Here is a 17,870-nt window from a genome sequence, read left to right as displayed (position 1 = left end):
GGTGGGGTTGTGGGTCGGGTGCGGGTGGGTGGGGGCTTGTCGCGCAGTTCCCCGCGCCCCTTGTAGGGGCACGGTGGGTGCTCGCGGCCCTGCGGCGGAGCCGCGCAAAAGACACAGCCCCGCGCCCCTTGTAGGGGCACGGTGAGTGCTCGCGGCCCCGCGGCGGAGCCGCGCAAAAGACACAGCCCCGCGCCCCTTGTAGGGGCACGGTGAGTGCTCGCGGCCCCGCGGCCGTGCCGCGCAAAGGACACAGCCCCGCGCCCCTGATGGGGGCGCGGGGCTGTGGTTGGTGGGTCAGCCGAGCTTGGTCACGTCTCGTACCGCGCCCTTGTCCGCGCTGGTCGCCATGGCCGCGTAGGCGCGGAGGGCCGTGGAGACCTTGCGGGTGCGGTTGCGGGGGGTGTAGTCGCCGGCGAGGGCCTCGGCGCGCCGGGTGAGTTCCGCGTCGTCGACGAGGAGTTCGATCGTGCGGCCGGGGATGTCGATGCGGATCCGGTCGCCGTCCTCGACGAGCGCGATCGTGCCGCCGGACGCCGCCTCGGGCGACGCGTGGCCGATCGACAGACCCGACGTGCCGCCGGAGAAGCGGCCGTCGGTGACCAGCGCGCACGTCTTCCCCAGGCCACGGCCCTTCAGGTACGAGGTCGGGTAGAGCATCTCCTGCATGCCGGGGCCGCCCTTGGGGCCCTCGTAGCGGATGACGACGACGTCGCCGTCCTTGATCCCCTTGGTGAGGATCTTCTCGACGGCCTCCTCCTGGGAGTCGCAGACGACCGCGGGACCCTCGAAGGTCCAGATGGACTCGTCGACGCCGGCCGTCTTCACCACGCAGCCGTCGACCGCGAGGTTGCCCTTGAGGACCGCGAGGCCGCCGTCCTTGGAGTAGGCGTGCTCGGCGGAGCGGATGCAGCCGCCCTCGGCGTCGGTGTCCAGCGCCTCCCAGCGCTCGGACTGGGAGAAGGCCTCCGCCGACCTCACACACCCCGGAGCCGCGTGCCACAGTTCGACCGCCTCGGGGGACGGGGAGCCGCCGCGCACGTCCCAGGTCTTGAGCCAGTCGGCCAGCGACGGGCTGTGCACCGAGTGGACGTCCTCGTTGAGCAGCCCCGCGCGGTGCAGCTCGCCGAGGAGGGCGGGGATGCCGCCGGCCCGGTGCACGTCCTCCATGTAGTACGTGCGGTCCTTGGCGACGTTCGGGGCGACCTTGGCCAGGCACGGCACACGGCGCGAGACGGCGTCGATCTGCTCCAGGCCGAACTCGACGCCCGCCTCCTGGGCGGCGGCGAGCAGGTGCAGGATCGTGTTGGTGGAGCCGCCCATCGCGATGTCGAGCGCCATGGCGTTCTCGAACGCGGCGAACGTGGCGACGTTGCGCGGCAGGACCGTGTCGTCGTCCTGCTCGTAGTAGCGGCGGGTGATGTCCATCACCGTGCGCGCGGCGTCCTCGTACAGCGCCTTGCGGGCCGTGTGGGTGGCGAGCACCGAGCCGTTGCCCGGGAGGGAGAGGCCGATGGCCTCGGTCAGGCAGTTCATCGAGTTGGCGGTGAACATGCCGGAACACGAGCCGCAGGTCGGGCAGGCGTTCTCCTCGATGCGGAGGATGTCCTCGTCGGAGATCTTGTCGTTGACGGCGTCGGAGATCGCGTCGACCAGGTCGAGCGTGCGGACCGTGCCGTCGACCAGGGTGGCGCGGCCGGACTCCATCGGGCCGCCGGAGACGAAGACCGTCGGGATGTTCAGGCGCAGCGCGGCCATCAGCATGCCCGGGGTGATCTTGTCGCAGTTGGAGATGCAGACCAGGGCGTCGGCGCAGTGGGCCTCGACCATGTACTCCACGCTGTCCGCGATCAGGTCGCGCGAGGGCAGGCTGTAGAGCATGCCGCCGTGACCCATCGCGATGCCGTCGTCGACGGCGATGGTGTTGAACTCGCGCGGGATGCCGCCGGCCGCGCTGATCGCCTCGGAGACGATCCGGCCGACCGGCTGGAGGTGCGTGTGGCCCGGCACGAACTCCGTGAAGGAGTTGGCGACCGCGATGATCGGCTTGCGGCCGATGTCCGCGCCGGGTACACCGGAGGCGCGCATAAGGGCGCGGGCGCCCGCCATGTTGCGGCCGTGGGTGACTGTGCGGGACCTCAGCTCGGGCATCGTCGCTCGCTCCTTCGGAGAGTTATGACTGCCGTCGAGCGTACGCCGGTCATCCAGGGTTCGGGACGGGCTGTCCGGAATGCGGGACGTGCGTCTCGGTACCCGTACTGACCTGGGGTGTCAGCCGCGCGGGAGATCCGCGGTCGACGCCAGGTGGAGGCGGGTGAAGGCCAGGGCCTCCGCCAGGTCGGCCTCACGTTCGGCGCTGGACATGGCGCGGCGGGTGTTGACCTCGATCACCACATGGCCGTCGAACCCGGTGCGCGAGAGGTGTTCCAGCACCGCCGCGCAGGGCTGTCCGCCGCGGCCGGGCACCAGGTGCTCGTCCTTGGCCGAGCCCTTGCCGTCGGCGAGGTGGACGTGGCCGAGCCGGTCGCCCATGCGGTCGAGCATGCCGAGCGCGTCGGTGCGGGCGGTCGCGGCATGGCTGAGGTCGATCGTGAAGTGGCGGTAGTCGTCCTTGGTGACGTCCCAGTCGGGGGCATAGGCGAGCATCTCGCGGTCGCGGTAGCGCCAGGGGTACATGTTCTCGACGGCGAACCGCACGTCGGTCTCGTTCGCCATGCGCCAGACGCCGTCGACGAAGTCGCGTGCGTACTGGCGCTGCCAGCGGAACGGGGGGTGGACGACGACCGTGCTCGCGCCGAGCTTCTCGGCGGCGGCGCGGGCCCGCTGGAGCTTGGTCCAGGGGTCGGTGGACCACACGCGCTGCGTGATGAGCAGGCAGGGGGCGTGCACGGCGAGGATGGGTATGCGGTGGTAGTCGCTGAGTCTGCGCAGCGCCTCGATGTCCTGGCTGACGGGGTCGGTCCAGACCATGACCTCGACGCCGTCGTAGCCGAGGCGCGCGGCGATCTCGAAGGCCGTCGCCGTGGACTCCGGGTAGACGGAGGCGGTGGACAGGGCGACCTTCGGCTCCGTTTCCGGGATCTGTACGGGGGGCTCCGCCATGGGGACAGGTTACGGGGTGCGGTTGGGTGGTGTGCGGGGCGCCTAAGGGGTGGGGTGGCTCGGGGTTCGTTGGCGGCTGACGGCTTGTGGGGGTTGCTCGCGCAGTTCCCCACGCCCCTTCGGGGGCGCGTCTCGTGGCGCATCCCACAGAAGCGCGCCCCCCTTTCCTACATCCCCAGCTGGTCCAGGTTCCGCAGGATGATGCCCTCCCTCAGGGCCCACGGGCATATCTCCAGGGACTCGATTCCCAGGAGGTCCATCGCGGCCTCCGCCACCAGCGCGCCGGCGACGAGCTGGTGGGCGCGGTCGGCGGAGACGCCGGGGAGTTCGGCGCGTTCCTCGGTGGTCATCGAGGCGAGCCTGGGGACCCAGGCCGCCAGGGACTCCCGCTTCAGCTCGCGCTGCACGTAGAGGCCGTCCGCGGAGCGGGCCGCGCCGCCGATGCGGGCGAGCTGGCGGAAGGTCTTGGACGTGGCCACGACATGGTCGGGCGGTCCGAACCGGCTGAACTCGCCGACCGTGCGGGCGATCTCGGCGCGCACGTGCTTGCGCAGCGCGCGGACGTCGTCCGGGGCCGGCGGGTCCCCCGGCAGCCGTCCGGCGGTCAGCCGGCCCGCGCCCAACGGCAGCGACACCGCGGCGTCGGGCTGCTCGTCGATGCCGTACGCGATCTCCAGCGAGCCGCCGCCGATGTCGACGACCAGCAGCTTCCCCGCCGACCAGCCGAACCAGCGGCGGGCGGCGAGGAACGTGCACCGCGCCTCCTCCTCGCCGCTGAGCACCTGGAGCTCGACGCCGGTCTCCTCGCGTACGCGGGCGAGGACCTCGTCGGCGTTGCGGGCCTCGCGCACCGCGGAGGTGGCGAAGGGCAGCAGATCCTCCACGCCCTTGTCCTCGGCGGCCTGGAGGGCGTCGCGGACGACGGCGATCAGGCGGTCGACGCCGACCTGGCCGATCGCCCCGTCCTCGTCGAGAAGTTGGGCGAGCCGCAGCTCCGCCTTGTGCGAGTGCGCGGGCAGCGGGCGGGCGCCCGGGTGCGCGTCCACCACCAGCAGGTGGACCGTGTTCGATCCCACGTCGAGGACACCGAGTCTCATGGACGCAAACGCTACTGCCGACGGGCACTTACCCTGGAGGCGTGCCAAAGACGAAAAACGCGAAGAGCGGCAAGCGGGGCGAAAACGCCGGGCCCGCGGCGGGTTCGAAGGCCCCTTCGCCGGTGCGTGACACGGCCGACGAGAAGGGGCTCGACTTCGCGCGCGCGTGGGTGGAGTTCCCCGACCCGGCCGACGACGAGCAGGTCTTCCGCTGCGACCTGACCTGGCTGACCTCGCGCTGGAACTGCGTCTTCGGCGCCGGCTGCCAGGGCATCGAGGCGGGCCGCGCCGACGACGGCTGCTGCACGCTGGGGGCGCACTTCTCCGACGAGGAGGACGAGGAGCGCGTCGCCGGTCATGTGGCGCGGCTCACGCCGGACATCTGGCAGCACCACGACGAGGGCCGGCGCGGCGGCTGGGTGAGCGAGGACGACGAGGGCTCCCGGCAGACCCGTCCGTTCCAGGGCTCGTGCATCTTCCAGAACCGTCCCGGTTTCGCGGGCGGTGCCGGCTGCTCGCTGCACATCCTGGCGCTGCGCGAGGGCCGCGAGCCGCTGGAGACCAAGCCGGACGTGTGCTGGCAGCTGCCGGTGCGGCGGACGTACGACTGGATCGACCGGCCCGACGACACCCGCGTGCTCCAGGTGTCGATCGGCGAGTACGACCGCCGGGGCTGGGGCCCGGGCGGGCACGACCTGCACTGGTGGTGCACGTCGGCGACCTCGGCGCACGGCGCGGGCGACCCGGTGTACGTGTCCTACCGGGCGGAGCTGACCGAGCTGATGGGCAAGGCCGGGTACGACCGGCTGGTCGAGCTGTGCGAGGAACGGCTGGCCCGGGGGCTCCCGCTGGTGGCCCCGCATCCGGCCGATCCGGTGCGCTGAGCGGTCCCCCGAGCCTTTACTGCGCGGGGCTCGCCCCGTCCGGGCTGTCCGGCGGGGGTGTGGAGCCGTCGCCGCCGGCCGGTGGGGTGGGGTCGGTGGCGCTCGGGGTCGGGGCCGGGGTCGGGTCGTCCGGCGTGGGGTCGGGGTCCGGCGTGCCCGGGGTGCCGGTCGGGCGCGGGTGGTGGTGAGGGGGATGGTGGCCGTGGGGCGGCGCCGGGGGGTCGCTGTCGGGGGCGCCGGTGCCCGCGGTGCCGTAGCCGTCGATGGTGACCGTGGCGCCGCCGGGGGCGAGCGTCACGCGCGCGTGCCAGGCGCCGGAGGGTTCGCTCAGGTGGTCGACGTACACCTTGACGGTGACGGACTCGCCGGGGGCGAGGGTGCCGGAGGTGCGGCTCAGGTAGAGCCAGGGCGCGGTGGTGCGCGCCGACCAGTGGACGGGTGAGCCGCCGGTCGCCCGGAGGGTGATCAGGGTCGTCGTGCCGCTGCTCCACGCGCTCACGGTGACGCTGCCGGCGCTGGGTGCGCCCGTGTCGCCGTCCACCACGGCCACGTCGACGTCGGTGCCGTCGGAGGCGCCGGGGCGGCCGGGGTGGCGGGAGTCGGGGCTCACGCGCGCGCTGCCCGCGTTCTCGTACGTGTCTCCCGCCCCGCCGTCGAGCGCTCCCGGGTCCTGGGCCTCGCCCGCGGTGGCGGGGCGGCCGTCGGAGCCCTCGCCGGTGAGCGGGGCGCCCCGGTAGGCGGCCCACAGGGCGAGGACGGGGGCGGCGACGACGGTGGCGACGACCGTCGTGGTGAGCGCCCGGGCGCGCATGCGTTCGCGGCGGGCGGCGTGGTCGCCGGGGTCCATGGGGAAGCCGCGCCGGTCGAAGCGGGGGCCCCTGCCGCGCACGCGCGCGTGGTGCGCGGTCGCCGCGCGCAGGGCGGCGCGGGGGGCGGGCAGGACGGGCAGTTCGTCGGGGGTGACGGTGGCGCCCGGCCAGCTGCCGGGGAGGGCGCGTTCGGCGGTGCGGCGGCAGCGGGGGCAGTCGTCGACGTGGCGGACGAGTTCGGTGCGCAGGGCGGGGCCGAGGACGAGCCGGCGGTCACTGGTGAGGTGGGCGACGCCGGGGCAGGCGCCGGTCTCCACGACGGTGAGGGCGGTGCGGGTGCGCTCCACCTCGCAGGCGGCGGAGGCGAGGAGTTCGCGGGTGGTGGCGAGGTCCTGGCCGAGGACGGCGGCGACCTCGTGGGCGGCGAGCCGGTGGCGTACGGCCAGTTCCAGCGCCTCGCGCTGCTCGGGGGTGGTGCCGGCCGCCTCCGGCCAGGCCAGCAGCGCGAGCTCGCGGCGGCGGCGCTCGCGGGTGTCCGGGGTGAGGTCCGTGGTGCTGGAGGTGGCGGCGATCGCGGCGGCGGCACGGCGGTCGGCGGCGTCCTTGGCCGCGTTCCCGGCCGCGTTCCTGGTTGTGCTCCTGGCCGTGTCGCCTCGGTCGGAGGTGCGGCCGGCCGCGTGGGTCGCGGTGCGGCGGCGGCCGGACTCGGCGAGGCGGCGCCGGCAGGCCCAGCGGGCCAGCGCGTACAGCCAGGCGCGGCGGTCGGCGGCGGCCTCCGGGCCGTGCCGGCCGCGGCGCTCGGCCACGGCGAGGACGTCGCCGAGGGCGGCGGTCGCGGCGTCGTGGTCGCACAGGACCGACAGACAGTAGGTGAACAGGCCGTCCAGAGGGGGCTCGCACGGTGCGGGCGGGTGCGTGGACGTGCGCGACGTCGTGCGCTCGGATGTGCGCACGCTCCCTTGCGCCGGGCGCGCGCCGGTGGGGTACGTGGGGGTCTCCGGGCTGCTGCTCATCACCCGTGCGACCGTAGGCGCCGAGGTGCTGTCCGTTCTCACCCCTTCCGCACTTTTACTCCGTACGGGTGAAACGATCCCTCATCCGAGTGCGGGGCGCCCTCCCGGCGGGTTCCGTGCGCGCTCCGGGGTGGGGGGATTCGGTTCGTAGTGCGGCCGCGGGTCGCGTCGTGGCTTGTCGCGCAGTTCCCCGCGCCCCTCAAAAGCGGGGGGCGCCCCCGGCTTTCAGGGGCGCGGGGCTGTGTCGATACGCGGCTCCGCCGCGTGGGCGCGAGCAACCACAAACCGTCCGCACCCGCCGGCGAACCCCAGCCACCCGAGCTCTGTCGCGCCTCCCCGCACCCGCTGTCAGTACCCCCGGCTACGGTTTCCGCATGGCTGCCCGTACCAAGACCACCAAGGACCGTCCCTCCTACCGCTGCACGGAGTGCGGCTGGCAGACGGCCAAGTGGCTCGGCCGCTGCCCCGAATGCCAGGCCTGGGGCACCGTCGAGGAGTACGGAGCGCCCGCCGTCCGTACGACGGCCCCCGGCCGCGTCACCACGGCCGCCCTCCCCATCGCCGAGGTCGACGGCCGCCAGGCCACCGCCCGCTCCACGGGCGTCCCCGAACTGGACCGCGTGCTCGGCGGCGGGCTGGTCCCCGGCGCGGTCGTCCTCCTCGCGGGCGAACCCGGCGTCGGCAAGTCCACGCTCCTGCTGGACGTCGCGGCCAAGGCCGCCGGACCCGACCACCGCACCCTCTACGTCACGGGCGAGGAGTCCGCGAGCCAGGTGCGGATGCGCGCCGACCGCATCAAGGCGCTCGACGACGACCTCTACCTCGCCGCCGAGACCGATCTCGCCGCCGTCCTCGGCCACTTGGACGAGGTGAAGCCGTCCCTGCTGATCGTCGACTCGGTGCAGACGGTCGCCTCGCCGGAGATCGACGGCGCCCCCGGCGGCATGGCCCAGGTCCGCGAGGTGGCCGGCGCCCTCATCCGCGCCTCCAAGGAACGCGGCATGGCCACGCTCCTGGTGGGCCACGTCACGAAGGACGGCGCCATCGCGGGCCCCCGCCTCCTCGAACACCTGGTGGACGTGGTGCTGTCCTTCGAGGGCGACCGCCACGCCCGCCTCCGCCTCGTACGCGGCGTCAAGAACAGGTACGGCGCCACGGACGAGGTCGGCTGCTTCGAACTGCACGACGAGGGCATCGTGGGCCTGGCCGACCCCAGCGGCCTGTTCCTCACCCGGCGGGACGAACCGGTGCCGGGTACGTGCCTGACCGTCACCCTGGAGGGCCGCCGCCCGCTGGTCGCCGAGGTGCAGTCGCTCACGGTCGACTCCCAGCTGCCCTCGCCCCGCCGCACCACCTCCGGGCTGGAGACCTCCCGCGTCCAGATGGTGCTCGCCGTGCTCGAACAGCGCGGCCGGATCAGCGCGCTGGGCAAGCGGGACATCTACTCGGCGACGGTCGGCGGGGTGAAGCTCTCCGAGCCCGCCGCCGACCTGGCCATCGCCCTCGCGCTGGCCTCCGCCGCGAGCGACACCCCGCTGCCGAAGAACCTCGTCGCGATCGGCGAGGTGGGCCTGGCGGGCGAGGTGAGACGGGTCACGGGCGTGCAGCGCAGGCTCGCCGAGGCGCACCGGCTGGGCTTCACACATGCCCTGGTCCCGGCCGATCCGGGGAAGATCCCGCCGGGCATGAAGGTGCTGGAAGTGGCGGACATGGGGGACGCGCTGCGGGTCCTGCCGCGCTCCCGTCACCGAGAGGCCCCGCAGGAGCGGGAGGACCGCCGGTAGACTTTGCCCTGGTCTCGCCCGTCCGTACGAACCGAGAGTGCGACACGGAGCGCCCCAGAACCCGCGACCGGAGGAGTGCAGTGGCAGCCAACGACCGGGCGGCAGCTCCCGGAAAATCCGGCGGGAGTTCCGGTGCCGACGGCCTGATGCGCGCCTCCCTGAGCGCCGTGGCGCCCGGCACGAGCCTGCGCGACGGACTGGAGCGGGTGCTGCGCGGCAACACCGGCGGACTCATCGTGCTCGGCTCCGACAAGACCGTCGAGTCGATGTGCACGGGCGGCTTCGTCCTGGACGTCGAGTTCACGGCGACGCGCCTGCGTGAGCTGTGCAAGCTCGACGGCGGCATCGTGCTCTCCTCCGACCTCTCCAAGATCCTCCGCGCGGGCGTGCAGTTGCTGCCCGACCCGACGATCCCCACGGAGGAGACCGGCACCCGGCACCGCACGGCGGACCGGGTCAGCAAGCAGGTCAAGTACCCCGTGGTGTCGGTCTCGCAGTCGATGCGCCTGATCGCGCTGTACGTCGACGGGCAGCGCCGTGTCCTGGAGGACTCGGCGGCGATCCTGTCCCGCGCCAACCAGGCCCTTGCCACGCTGGAGCGGTACAAGCTCCGCCTGGACGAGGTGGCGGGCACGCTCTCCGCACTGGAGATCGAGGACCTGGTGACGGTCCGGGACGTCTCGGCGGTCGCGCAGCGCCTGGAGATGGTCCGCCGCATCGCCACCGAGATCGCCGAGTACGTCGTCGAGCTCGGCACCGACGGCCGTCTTCTCGCCCTCCAGCTCGACGAGTTGATCGCGGGCGTGGAGCCCGAGCGCGAACTGGTCGTACGGGACTACGTCCCCGAGCCCACCGCCAAGCGCTCCCGCACGGTCGAGGAGGCCCTCGCCGAGCTGGACGCGCTGAGCCACGCGGAGCTGCTGGAGCTGTCCACGGTCGCCCGCGCGCTCGGCTACACCGGCTCCCCCGAGGCGCTGGACTCCGCCGTCTCGCCGCGCGGCTTCCGGCTCCTCGCGAAGGTGCCCCGGCTGCCCGGCGCGATCATCGACCGTCTGGTGGAGCACTTCGGCGGCCTGCAAAAGCTGCTGGCCGCGAGCGTCGACGACCTTCAGACGGTCGACGGTGTCGGCGAGGCGCGTGCGCGGAGTGTCCGCGAGGGGCTGTCGCGGCTCGCGGAGTCGTCGATCCTCGAGCGGTACGTCTGAGGGGACGGCCGGCGTTTCGGCAGCCCCTCAGCCCTTTCCGCCCTTCCGGCCCTTTCCGTCCTTTCAGCCTTTTCCGCCCTTCAGTCCTTTCGGCCCTTTCAGTCCTTCGCCAGGACGAACGACGTCTGGGCCTTGGTGAATCCGGCGGCCTTCGCCTCCACCAGGTAGGTGCCCGCGGACGCCTTGCCCGCCTTCGGCGTCGCGCAGTGGGGAGCGCTCGGCGTGCGGTCCCACTTCACCGTGTACGTCGCGCTGCCCTCGGCCGGCACCCGGAAGAGGACGCTGCCGGAGCCCTTGGGGCAGTCGTCGGAGGCCCAGAAGGCGTCGTCCTCACCCGTCTGTGTGATCGTCAACACGACGTGCTTCGGGCCGAGATCGACCTTGCAGTCACCGGCGGAGGTGTTGCGGGCGGTCACCTCGAGGGTGGGGGTCTGCTCGGGTGCGTAGGTGTTGTGGACGCTGCGCAGGGTCAACTTCACCGCGCTCGCCGTGCAGTTGGTCAACGACGAGCTGGCGGGCACCTGTTCCCCGGTGACCCCGCCACCGCCGCCGGTCGCGGCGGAGCCGCCGCCCTCCGTACCGCCGGTGGAGCCACCGCCGTTGCCGGTGCCGTCTCCGGAGCCGTCGCCGTCCCCTGAGCCGTCGCCCGAGCCGCTGGTGTCGCCGTCACCGCCGCCGCCCGACTCGTCGCGGCCGCCGGGGTGTTGGCTGATCGCGGGCCCCGAGCTGGAGGGGCCCGGGGTGATCGAGGGCGCGGGATTCTTGCCGTCGCCACCGCCCTCGTCCTTCTTCCCGCCGCCCCCGCCGAAGCCGACGATCCACACGACGAGGAGTGCCAACACGCCGACTACGGCAGCGAGAACGGCCCTCCGACGCCAGTAGATGGAGGAGGGAAGCGGCCCGACCGGATTGCGCAGAGATCCCACGGCGCAAACCTTACGAGAGATCGTTGCGCCAACTGGGCGTCACCCGCCGCCCAACGGCAACTTTTCGAGATCATCGTCTGTTCCGATGATCGCCGGGTGTGCCTCCGGGTGGGTTGCTCGGTCGCGGAAGAGCTCGGAGGGTTCCGTTCGTCGGCGGGTGCGGGTCGTGCGTGGTCGCTCGCGCCCACGCGGCGGAGCCGTACATGGCGCAGTCCCGTGCCCCTGACGGGCGCGGCCCTCCGGGGCGCGGCCCCCGCCGCCACGACACCGGACACCCCGCCGATCGCGACACGCCGCAGCAGCGGCTCGACGCGTGGCAGGATCGAAAGTGCCATGACAGCACCCACCGCGCACACCGCAGACACCCCCGCCGCCGCCTCCCCCACGACCAGTCCCATCCCGACGCCCGCCGCGGACCCCACGCACCCCGCGCCCCCGGCCGTTCCCGGCGGGAACCTCCACAGCCCCGTCATCGCCTGGTTCGAGTCGCACGCCCGTGACCTCCCCTGGCGTCGCCCCGACGCCGGGCCCTGGGGCGTGATGGTCAGCGAGTTCATGCTCCAGCAGACGCCGGTCAACCGCGTGCTGCCCGTCTACGAGCAGTGGCTCGGCCGCTGGCCGCGCCCCGCCGATCTGGCCAAGGAGGCGCCCGGCGAGGCCGTCCGCGCCTGGGGCCGCCTCGGCTACCCCCGCCGCGCGCTGCGGCTGCACGGCGCGGCCGTCGCCATAACGGAACGGCACGGCGGTGACGTCCCCACCGACCACGCTCAGCTGCTCGCCCTGCCCGGCATCGGCGAGTACACCGCCGCCGCGGTGGCGTCGTTCGCGTACGGCCAGCGGCACGCCGTGCTGGACACCAACGTCCGCCGTGTGCTGGCCCGCGCGGTCACCGGCGTCCAGTACCCGCCGAACGCGACCACGGCCGCCGAGCGCAAGCTGGCGCGTGCCCTGCTCCCGGAGGACGAACACACGGCCTCCCGCTGGGCCGCCGCGTCGATGGAGCTCGGGGCGCTGGTGTGCACGGCGAAGAACGAGAGCTGCCACCGCTGCCCCATCGCCGACCGGTGCGCCTGGCACGTCGCGGGCAAGCCCGCGCACGACGGCCCGCCGCGCCGCGTGCAGTCGTACGCGGGGACGGACCGTCAGGTGCGCGGCCGACTGCTCGCCGTGCTCCGGGAGGCCGCGCACCCCGTCCCGCAGGCGGCCCTGGACCGTGTCTGGAACGAGCCGGTGCAGCGCGCCCGCGCGCTGGACGGTCTGGTTTCGGACGGACTCGTCGAACCCCTGCCCGGCGGCCGCTACCGCCTCCCCCTGAGCTGAGCCCGGCCGGCCGGCCCCGCGATGCGGGCCATGCCTTCTACCCACACTCACCCGTCCCACACCCCGTCGACAGCGACGTCACAGTCACCGTGCCCGCCGGTCGCCCGCCACCCCCACCACAAATCCCCCAAAGCCGTATGTGACACCCCCTCTCCTTAGCTCGCGCTTACGTCTGTTACACAACCGACGGACAGCCGAGCGCCGTCCGCAGGCTTCCTCGGACAGCCTCGTGACAACGCCTCCGTAGCTTTCTTTCCGTACCCGGCGAAGACAGGCGGCCGGAACGGAGAACCGACGACGACAGGTCGGGCACGGGGCACGGGAGGCGATGGACATGGCACAGGGCCAGGGCGAGGTGCTCGAGTTCGAGGAGTACGTCCGTACACGGCAGGACGCGCTGCTGCGCAGTGCGCGCCGGCTGGTGCCGGACCCGATCGACGCCCAGGATCTGCTGCAAACCGCGCTCGTACGGACGTACGGCCGCTGGGAGGGCATAGCGGACAAGCGCCTGGCCGACGCCTATCTGCGCCGGGTCATGATCAACACCCGTACCGAATGGTGGCGTGCCCGCAAGCTGGAGGAGGTGCCCACCGAGCAGCTCCCGGACGCCTCGGTCGACGACTCGGCCGAGCAGCACGCGGACCGTGCCCTGCTGATGGATGTCCTCAAGGTTCTCGCTCCCAAGCAACGCAGCGTCGTGGTCCTGCGACACTGGGAGCAGATGACCACGGAGGAGACCGCCGCCGCCCTCGGCATGTCGGCCGGCACGGTCAAGAGCACGCTGCACCGGGCGCTCGCCCGGCTCCGCGAGGAGCTGGAGGCCCGCGATCTGGACGCACGCGCGCTGGAGCGTGAGGAGCGGGAGCGTTGCGCGGCGTAGGCAGAAGGGCCCGGCTGCCGGGCAAGGCCCTGAAGGCGGTGATCACGGCGGTGTCCGCGATCACCGCCCTCGGCCTTTTCGTCTCCGCGTGCGGCACGGGCGGGACCGGCGCCCGGGACGAGGGCCCGGCGGACAGTGACTCCCTGGCCCCGGTCTCCTCGGCGTCGGTCTCGCCGCGGGCGCCGGCGCCGACGCCGGCATCGCCCTCGGAGTCGGTGCCCGCGCCGGCCGAGCAGGAGAAGCAGCGGGGGCTCGCCGTCAAGCTCGTGCAGAACGACCCCGAGGTCAGCCCGTCGGTGAAACGCCAGCTCAAGCCGTGCGTCGCGGACGAGTACCCGGTGGACGTGTCGTACGGCGGACTGACCGGGGGGTCCGCGGACGACGTCGTGGTGAACGTGATGACGTGTGGAGACGCGGTGGGCGTCGGCGCGTACGTGTACCGGCTGGAGAAGCACGGGTACGAAAATGTGTTCAGGGCCGAGGAGCCGCCGGTCTACGCCGAGATCGACCGCGGTGATCTGGTGGTGACCCAGCAGCTGTACCGCAAGGGCGACTCGGTCGCCTATCCGTCCAGTGTGGAGGTCATCACCTACCGCTGGTCGGCGGACCACTTCACCGAGGAGTCCCGCGTGCACAACGACTACAGCAACGCGGTGGACGAGGACCCGGTGGCAGGCCCCAGTGCCGGCTGAGACCCGGCCGCGCGGGTACGGCTCCGCACCGGCCCCGTACCCGCGCCCGCCCGCATCCCTTCCCACGCCCGCATCCCTATCTCTGAGAGCACCGATGGCAGAGCAGACCCACGTCCTGTTCGTGGAGGACGACGACGTCATCCGCGAGGCCACCCAGCTCGCGCTGGAGCGTGACGGCTTCGCGGTCACCGCCATGCCCGACGGACTGTCGGGCTTGGAGTCGTTCCGCGCCCGGCGCCCCGACATCGCGCTCCTCGACGTGATGGTGCCGGGGCTGGACGGGGTCAGCCTGTGCCGGCGGATCCGGGACGAGTCGAACGTGCCGGTGATCATGCTCTCCGCGCGCGCCGACTCCATCGACGTCGTCCTCGGCCTGGAGGCGGGCGCCGACGACTACGTGACGAAGCCGTTCGACGGTGCCGTCCTGGTCGCCCGGATCCGCGCGGTGCTGCGCCGCTTCGGGCACGCGGGCGGCATGCGGACGAACGAGCCGGATCCGGTGGCCGAGGGCGGGGTGCTCACCTTCGGCGAGCTGGAGGTGGACACCGGGGGCATGGAGGTGCGCCGCGCCGGGCAGCCGGTGTCGCTCACCCCGACCGAGATGCGGCTGCTCCTGGAGTTCTCCGGCGCGCCGGGCACGGTGCTGTCACGTGACAAGCTGCTGGAGCGCGTGTGGGACTACGGCTGGGGCGGGGACACCCGCGTCGTCGACGTCCATGTGCAGCGGCTGCGGACGAAGATCGGCCAGGACAGGATCGAGACGGTCCGCGGCTTCGGCTACAAACTGAAGGCCTGAGCGGGGCGGGAGGGTACGGAGCATGTTTCGGCGCCGAAGCCGGTCCGGCGGCGACGGGAACGGGAACGGCGGCGGGCGTGGTGCCGGTGTGTGCGGTCTGCGGGTGACGGGGCTCGGCGAGCCCAGGCCCGGGGAGTCCGGCTTTTCGGAATTGTCTGGCTTGTCGGAATTCGGCGTTCCGGAGCTGGACGCCGCCGGGCCGCATGAGCCGGACGGGTCCGGCCTCGACGCGCACGCCCCCGGCGCGCACGGGAGCGGTCCGCGCGGCCAGCGGATGCGTACGGGGCTCCGGTGGAAGCTCAGCGCGGCGATCGCGCTGGTCGGCGCGCTCGTGGCGGTCGCCCTGAGCCTGGTGGTGCACAACGCGGCGCGCGTCTCGATGCTGGACAACTCGCGCGACCTGGCCGACGAGCGGATCCAGGTGGCGCAGCGGATGTACGAGTCCGGGCGCACGCAGGCCTTCGGTGTCAAGGTCGACGACCCGACCATCCCCCGCGACCTGCTGGCGCGGGTCAAGCAGGGCCGGCGGGCCACGTACGTGGCGGAGGGGCCGCACGGCGTGCCGGACATCTGGGCGGCCGTACCGCTCAAGGACGGCAGGGTGCTGTCGCTGCAAACCACCTTCACCGACCGCAGCGCCAGTGTGATGAACGATCTGGACGAGGCCCTGCTGATCGGGGCGATCGCGGTCGTCCTCGGCGGCAGCGCGCTCGGCGTGCTGATCGGCGGTCAGATGTCGGGACGGCTGCGCAAGGCGGCGGCCGCGGCCAATCGGGTCGCCATGGGCGAGACGGACGTACGGGTGCGGGACTCGATCGGCGGCGTCGTACGGGACGAGACGGACGACCTGGCGCGGGCGGTGGACGCGATGGCGGACGCGCTGCAACAGCGCATCGAGGCCGAGCGCCGGGTGACCGCGGACATCGCGCACGAGCTGCGCACCCCGGTGACGGGGCTGCTCACGGCGGCCGAACTGCTGCCGCCGGGACGGCCGACCGAGCTGGTCCTCGACCGGGCGAAGGCGATGCGGACGCTGGTCGAGGACGTGCTGGAGGTGGCCCGGCTGGACGGGGCGTCGGAGCGGGCCGAGTTGCAGGACATCATGCTCGGGCAGTTCGTGACCCGGCGGGTGGCGGTGAAGGACGCGGCCGTCGAGGTGACGGTGGTGCACGAGTCCGCGGTCACCACGGACCCGCGCCGCCTGGAGCGCGTGCTGTTCAACCTGCTGGCGAACGCGGCCCGGCACGGGCGGCCGCCGGTGCGGGTGTCGGTGGAGGGCCGGGTGATCCGGGTACGGGACCACGGGCCCGGTTTCCCCAGGGAGCTGCTGGAGGAGGGGCCGAGCCGGTTCCGCACCGGCAGCTCCGACCGGGCGGGCCGGGGCCACGGCCTGGGTCTGACGATCGCCGCGGGCCAGGCACGTGTGCTGGGCGCCCGCCTCACCTTCCACAACGTGACCGTCCCGGGGGCTCCCGAGACGGCCCCCGCCGACGGGGCGGTGGCGGTCCTCTGGCTCCCGGAGCACGCCCCCACCAACACCGGCAGCTTCCCGACGCTCCCGAGGACCGCTCCCTAGGGGCCTTCTGATGGATCTCCGTGGGAGAAGGAGCGGCGTTCGGTGCGTGCTCTCGCCGTGCCGTGTGGAAGCCCTCGTAGCGGAGCTACTTGGGCTTTCGCGCGGTGCGGCGAGAGTGCGTGCCGGGCGTCGCGACGCCGCGGAGATCCGTCAGAAGGACCCTAGGGGCCCCAGGGCCTGGCGGCAGCGGGGCCGGGCGTCAGGGCCGGAGGTTCTCCAGGTCCTCCAGCAGGCTGGGGTGCGTGGGCTGCCAGCCGAGGGCCTCGCGGGTGTGGGCGCTGGACGCGGGCTGGTCCATGACGAAGATCGGGGCGAACGGTCCGAAGGTCTCGTCCGGGACCCGCTCGACCGGCAGACCGAGCCGTCGGCCGATGACCGCCGCGATGTCGCGCACCGCGTCGCCCTCGTCGGCGACGGCGTGCCAGACCGTGCCGGCCGGGGCCTTCTCCAGGGCGAGCCGGAACAGGACGGCCGCGTCGCGCGCGTGCACGGCCGGCCAGCGCTGGGTGCCGTCGCCGGGGTAGCCGGCCACCCCGGAGCCGCGTGCCGCCCGGGCCAGCAGGCCGGCGAAGCCGCCGTCGCCCTCGTTGTGGACGGTGCGCGGCATGCGCACGGCCGAGCTGCGCACCCCGCGCGAGGCGAGTGCCAGTACCGCCGTGACCGAGTGGGCCCGGCCGGCCACCGGGCCCTCGGTCGGCAGCGGGTCGGCCTCGGTGGAGGCGCGGCCCGCCACCCAGGGGGTGCCCGAGACGGTGACGAACGGGCGGTCGGTGCCGAGGAGTTCCTCGCCCAGCGCGGTGAGGGCGGCGCTCTCCTCGGCGATGCCCCGGGCGAGTGACTCCGGGCTGCCGTAGTCGCGTCCGAAGGCCAGGCTGATCACGCCGTCGGTCTGCGCGGCGCCGGCCCGCAGGACGTCGAGGTCCGCGAGCTCACCGCGCAGCACCTTGGCGCCGGCGGCTTCGAGGGCGTGCGCGGAGGCGTCCGAGCGGGCGAGGGCGAGAACGGTGTGGCCGCTGTCGAGCAGTTCGGCGACGACGGCGGAACCGATGGTGCCGGTGCCGCCGGTGACGAAGACATGCATGAGCGCTCCCTTGAGGGACGGTGGGTGAGGGGAAGGACAAGCGATGAGACCGTTGTCCCATCACCGACATTACACGGTGATGGGACTGTTGTCCCATCACCGACCCGCCTATCCTGTCCGTCATGGCCAGATGGGAACCAGGGGCGGCCCAGCGACTCGTCGTCGCGGCCGTCGACCTGTTCACCGAGCAGGGGTACGACGCCACGACGGTGACGCAGATCGCCGAGCGCGCCGGCGTCACCAAGAGCACGTTCTTCCGGTACTTCTCCGACAAGCGGGAGCTGCTGGTCGCGGGGCAGGAGACGCTCAGCAGGCTGCTCGCCGAGGGCATCGCGGAGGCGCCCCCGGAGGCGACTCCGCTCCAGGCGGTGGCGGCGGGGCTGGAGCGCGCGTCGGGGGCGATGGGGCCGGCCAACCGGGAGCTGGGGCCCCGGCTGCGGGCGGCCGTCGCGGCCAGCACGGAGTTGCAGGAGCGCGACGCGCTCAAGAGCGTCGGCATGGCCGCCGCGATGACGGCCGCGCTGGTCGCCCGGGGCGTCCCCGAGCCGACCGCCCACCTCGCGGGCGAACTGGGCGTCCTCGCGTTCAAACGGGGCTACGCGAAATGGTCGGAGTCCCACACCGACTGCCCCGACGCGACCCCGCTGGCCCCCCACACCCTCGCGGCCCTGTCGGACCTGCGCGAGGCGACCACGACACTGGCCTGAG

15 protein-coding genes are annotated in these 17,870 nt (G+C 73.3%); 9 read left to right on the top strand and 6 right to left on the bottom strand.

What is annotated here, in order from left to right:
• Positions 1 to 294: 294 nt before the first annotated feature.
• The 3 genes from ilvD to IO29_RS08955 all read right to left on the bottom strand — a co-directional run bounded on the left by ilvD (position 295) and on the right by IO29_RS08955 (position 4,196).
• The gene (gene ilvD / locus IO29_RS08965) at positions 295 to 2,148 is read right to left on the bottom strand and encodes a dihydroxy-acid dehydratase (protein ID WP_030378560.1); all 1,854 of its coding nucleotides are present in this window, start codon (positions 2,146 to 2,148) and stop codon (positions 295 to 297) included.
• Between the two features lie 120 nt (positions 2,149 to 2,268).
• On the bottom strand, positions 2,269 to 3,099 hold the full coding sequence (locus IO29_RS08960) for a sugar phosphate isomerase/epimerase family protein (protein WP_030378561.1): 831 nt from the start codon (positions 3,097 to 3,099) through the stop codon (positions 2,269 to 2,271).
• A gap of 167 nt (positions 3,100 to 3,266) precedes the next feature.
• Positions 3,267 to 4,196: a Ppx/GppA family phosphatase gene (locus IO29_RS08955; RefSeq protein WP_030378562.1), complete on the bottom strand. Its 930-nt coding sequence runs from the start codon at positions 4,194 to 4,196 to the stop codon at positions 3,267 to 3,269.
• A gap of 41 nt (positions 4,197 to 4,237) precedes the next feature.
• Here IO29_RS08955 and IO29_RS08950 point away from each other — a divergent pair, with 41 nt between their 5' ends.
• Entirely contained in the window at positions 4,238 to 5,080 is an 843-nt protein-coding gene (locus tag IO29_RS08950; protein WP_030378563.1) for a DUF3109 family protein, read from the top strand.
• Positions 5,081 to 5,096: 16 nt separating this feature from the next.
• Here IO29_RS08950 and IO29_RS08945 read toward each other — a convergent pair whose 3' ends face one another.
• The gene (locus IO29_RS08945) at positions 5,097 to 6,902 is read right to left on the bottom strand and encodes a BACON domain-containing protein (protein WP_037840530.1); all 1,806 of its coding nucleotides are present in this window, start codon (positions 6,900 to 6,902) and stop codon (positions 5,097 to 5,099) included.
• A 374-nt stretch (positions 6,903 to 7,276) separates the two neighbouring features.
• Here IO29_RS08945 and radA point away from each other — a divergent pair, with 374 nt between their 5' ends.
• Together radA and disA are read left to right on the top strand one after the other, a co-directional pair.
• Positions 7,277 to 8,686, top strand: coding sequence for a DNA repair protein RadA (radA, locus tag IO29_RS08940; protein WP_030378565.1), 1,410 nt, complete (start codon positions 7,277 to 7,279; stop codon positions 8,684 to 8,686).
• Between the two features lie 80 nt (positions 8,687 to 8,766).
• A complete protein-coding gene (gene disA, locus IO29_RS08935; RefSeq protein ID WP_030378566.1) occupies positions 8,767 to 9,891 on the top strand; it encodes a DNA integrity scanning diadenylate cyclase DisA in 1,125 nt (374 codons plus the stop codon).
• A gap of 98 nt (positions 9,892 to 9,989) precedes the next feature.
• On the opposite strand, the gene IO29_RS08930 is transcribed toward disA, so the two are convergent.
• Entirely contained in the window at positions 9,990 to 10,817 is an 828-nt protein-coding gene (locus tag IO29_RS08930; RefSeq protein ID WP_030378567.1) for a hypothetical protein, read from the bottom strand.
• 333 nt (positions 10,818 to 11,150) lie between these two features.
• On the opposite strand from IO29_RS08930, the gene IO29_RS08925 reads away from it, so the two are divergent.
• The 5 genes from IO29_RS08925 (at position 11,151) to cseC (ending at position 16,081) form a co-directional block, all read left to right on the top strand.
• Entirely contained in the window at positions 11,151 to 12,137 is a 987-nt protein-coding gene (locus IO29_RS08925; RefSeq protein ID WP_051707975.1) for an HhH-GPD family protein, read from the top strand.
• A 334-nt stretch (positions 12,138 to 12,471) separates the two neighbouring features.
• Positions 12,472 to 13,017 (top strand): SigE family RNA polymerase sigma factor, encoded by a 546-nt coding sequence (locus IO29_RS08920; protein ID WP_030378569.1) that lies wholly within the window; start codon positions 12,472 to 12,474, stop codon positions 13,015 to 13,017.
• Positions 13,005 to 13,709, top strand: a complete 705-nt coding sequence (locus tag IO29_RS08915) for a hypothetical protein (RefSeq protein WP_420705401.1) — start codon at positions 13,005 to 13,007, stop codon at positions 13,707 to 13,709. Before IO29_RS08920 ends, IO29_RS08915 begins: the two co-directional genes overlap by 13 nt.
• A gap of 94 nt (positions 13,710 to 13,803) precedes the next feature.
• Positions 13,804 to 14,505 carry a two-component system response regulator CseB gene (gene cseB / locus IO29_RS08910; RefSeq protein WP_030378571.1) on the top strand — a complete coding sequence of 234 codons (702 nt, stop codon included), beginning with the start codon at positions 13,804 to 13,806 and terminating at the stop codon, positions 14,503 to 14,505.
• 274 nt (positions 14,506 to 14,779) lie between these two features.
• Positions 14,780 to 16,081: a two-component system sensor histidine kinase CseC gene (cseC, locus tag IO29_RS08905; protein WP_030378572.1), complete on the top strand. Its 1,302-nt coding sequence runs from the start codon at positions 14,780 to 14,782 to the stop codon at positions 16,079 to 16,081.
• 199 nt (positions 16,082 to 16,280) lie between these two features.
• On the opposite strand, the gene IO29_RS08900 is transcribed toward cseC, so the two are convergent.
• Complete coding sequence (locus IO29_RS08900; RefSeq protein ID WP_030378573.1) at positions 16,281 to 17,162, bottom strand: SDR family oxidoreductase; 882 nt, start codon at positions 17,160 to 17,162, stop codon at positions 16,281 to 16,283.
• 122 nt (positions 17,163 to 17,284) lie between these two features.
• On the opposite strand from IO29_RS08900, the gene IO29_RS08895 reads away from it, so the two are divergent.
• Positions 17,285 to 17,869 (top strand): TetR/AcrR family transcriptional regulator, encoded by a 585-nt coding sequence (locus IO29_RS08895; protein ID WP_030378574.1) that lies wholly within the window; start codon positions 17,285 to 17,287, stop codon positions 17,867 to 17,869.
• The last annotated feature ends 1 nt before the right edge of the window (position 17,870 follow it).

Origin of the sequence: Streptomyces sp. NRRL F-6676, from assembly GCF_000725625.1 — a bacterium.
Lineage (GTDB): Bacteria > Actinomycetota > Actinomycetes > Streptomycetales > Streptomycetaceae > Streptomyces.
This window is presented reverse-complemented; position numbering and strand designations above follow the sequence as displayed.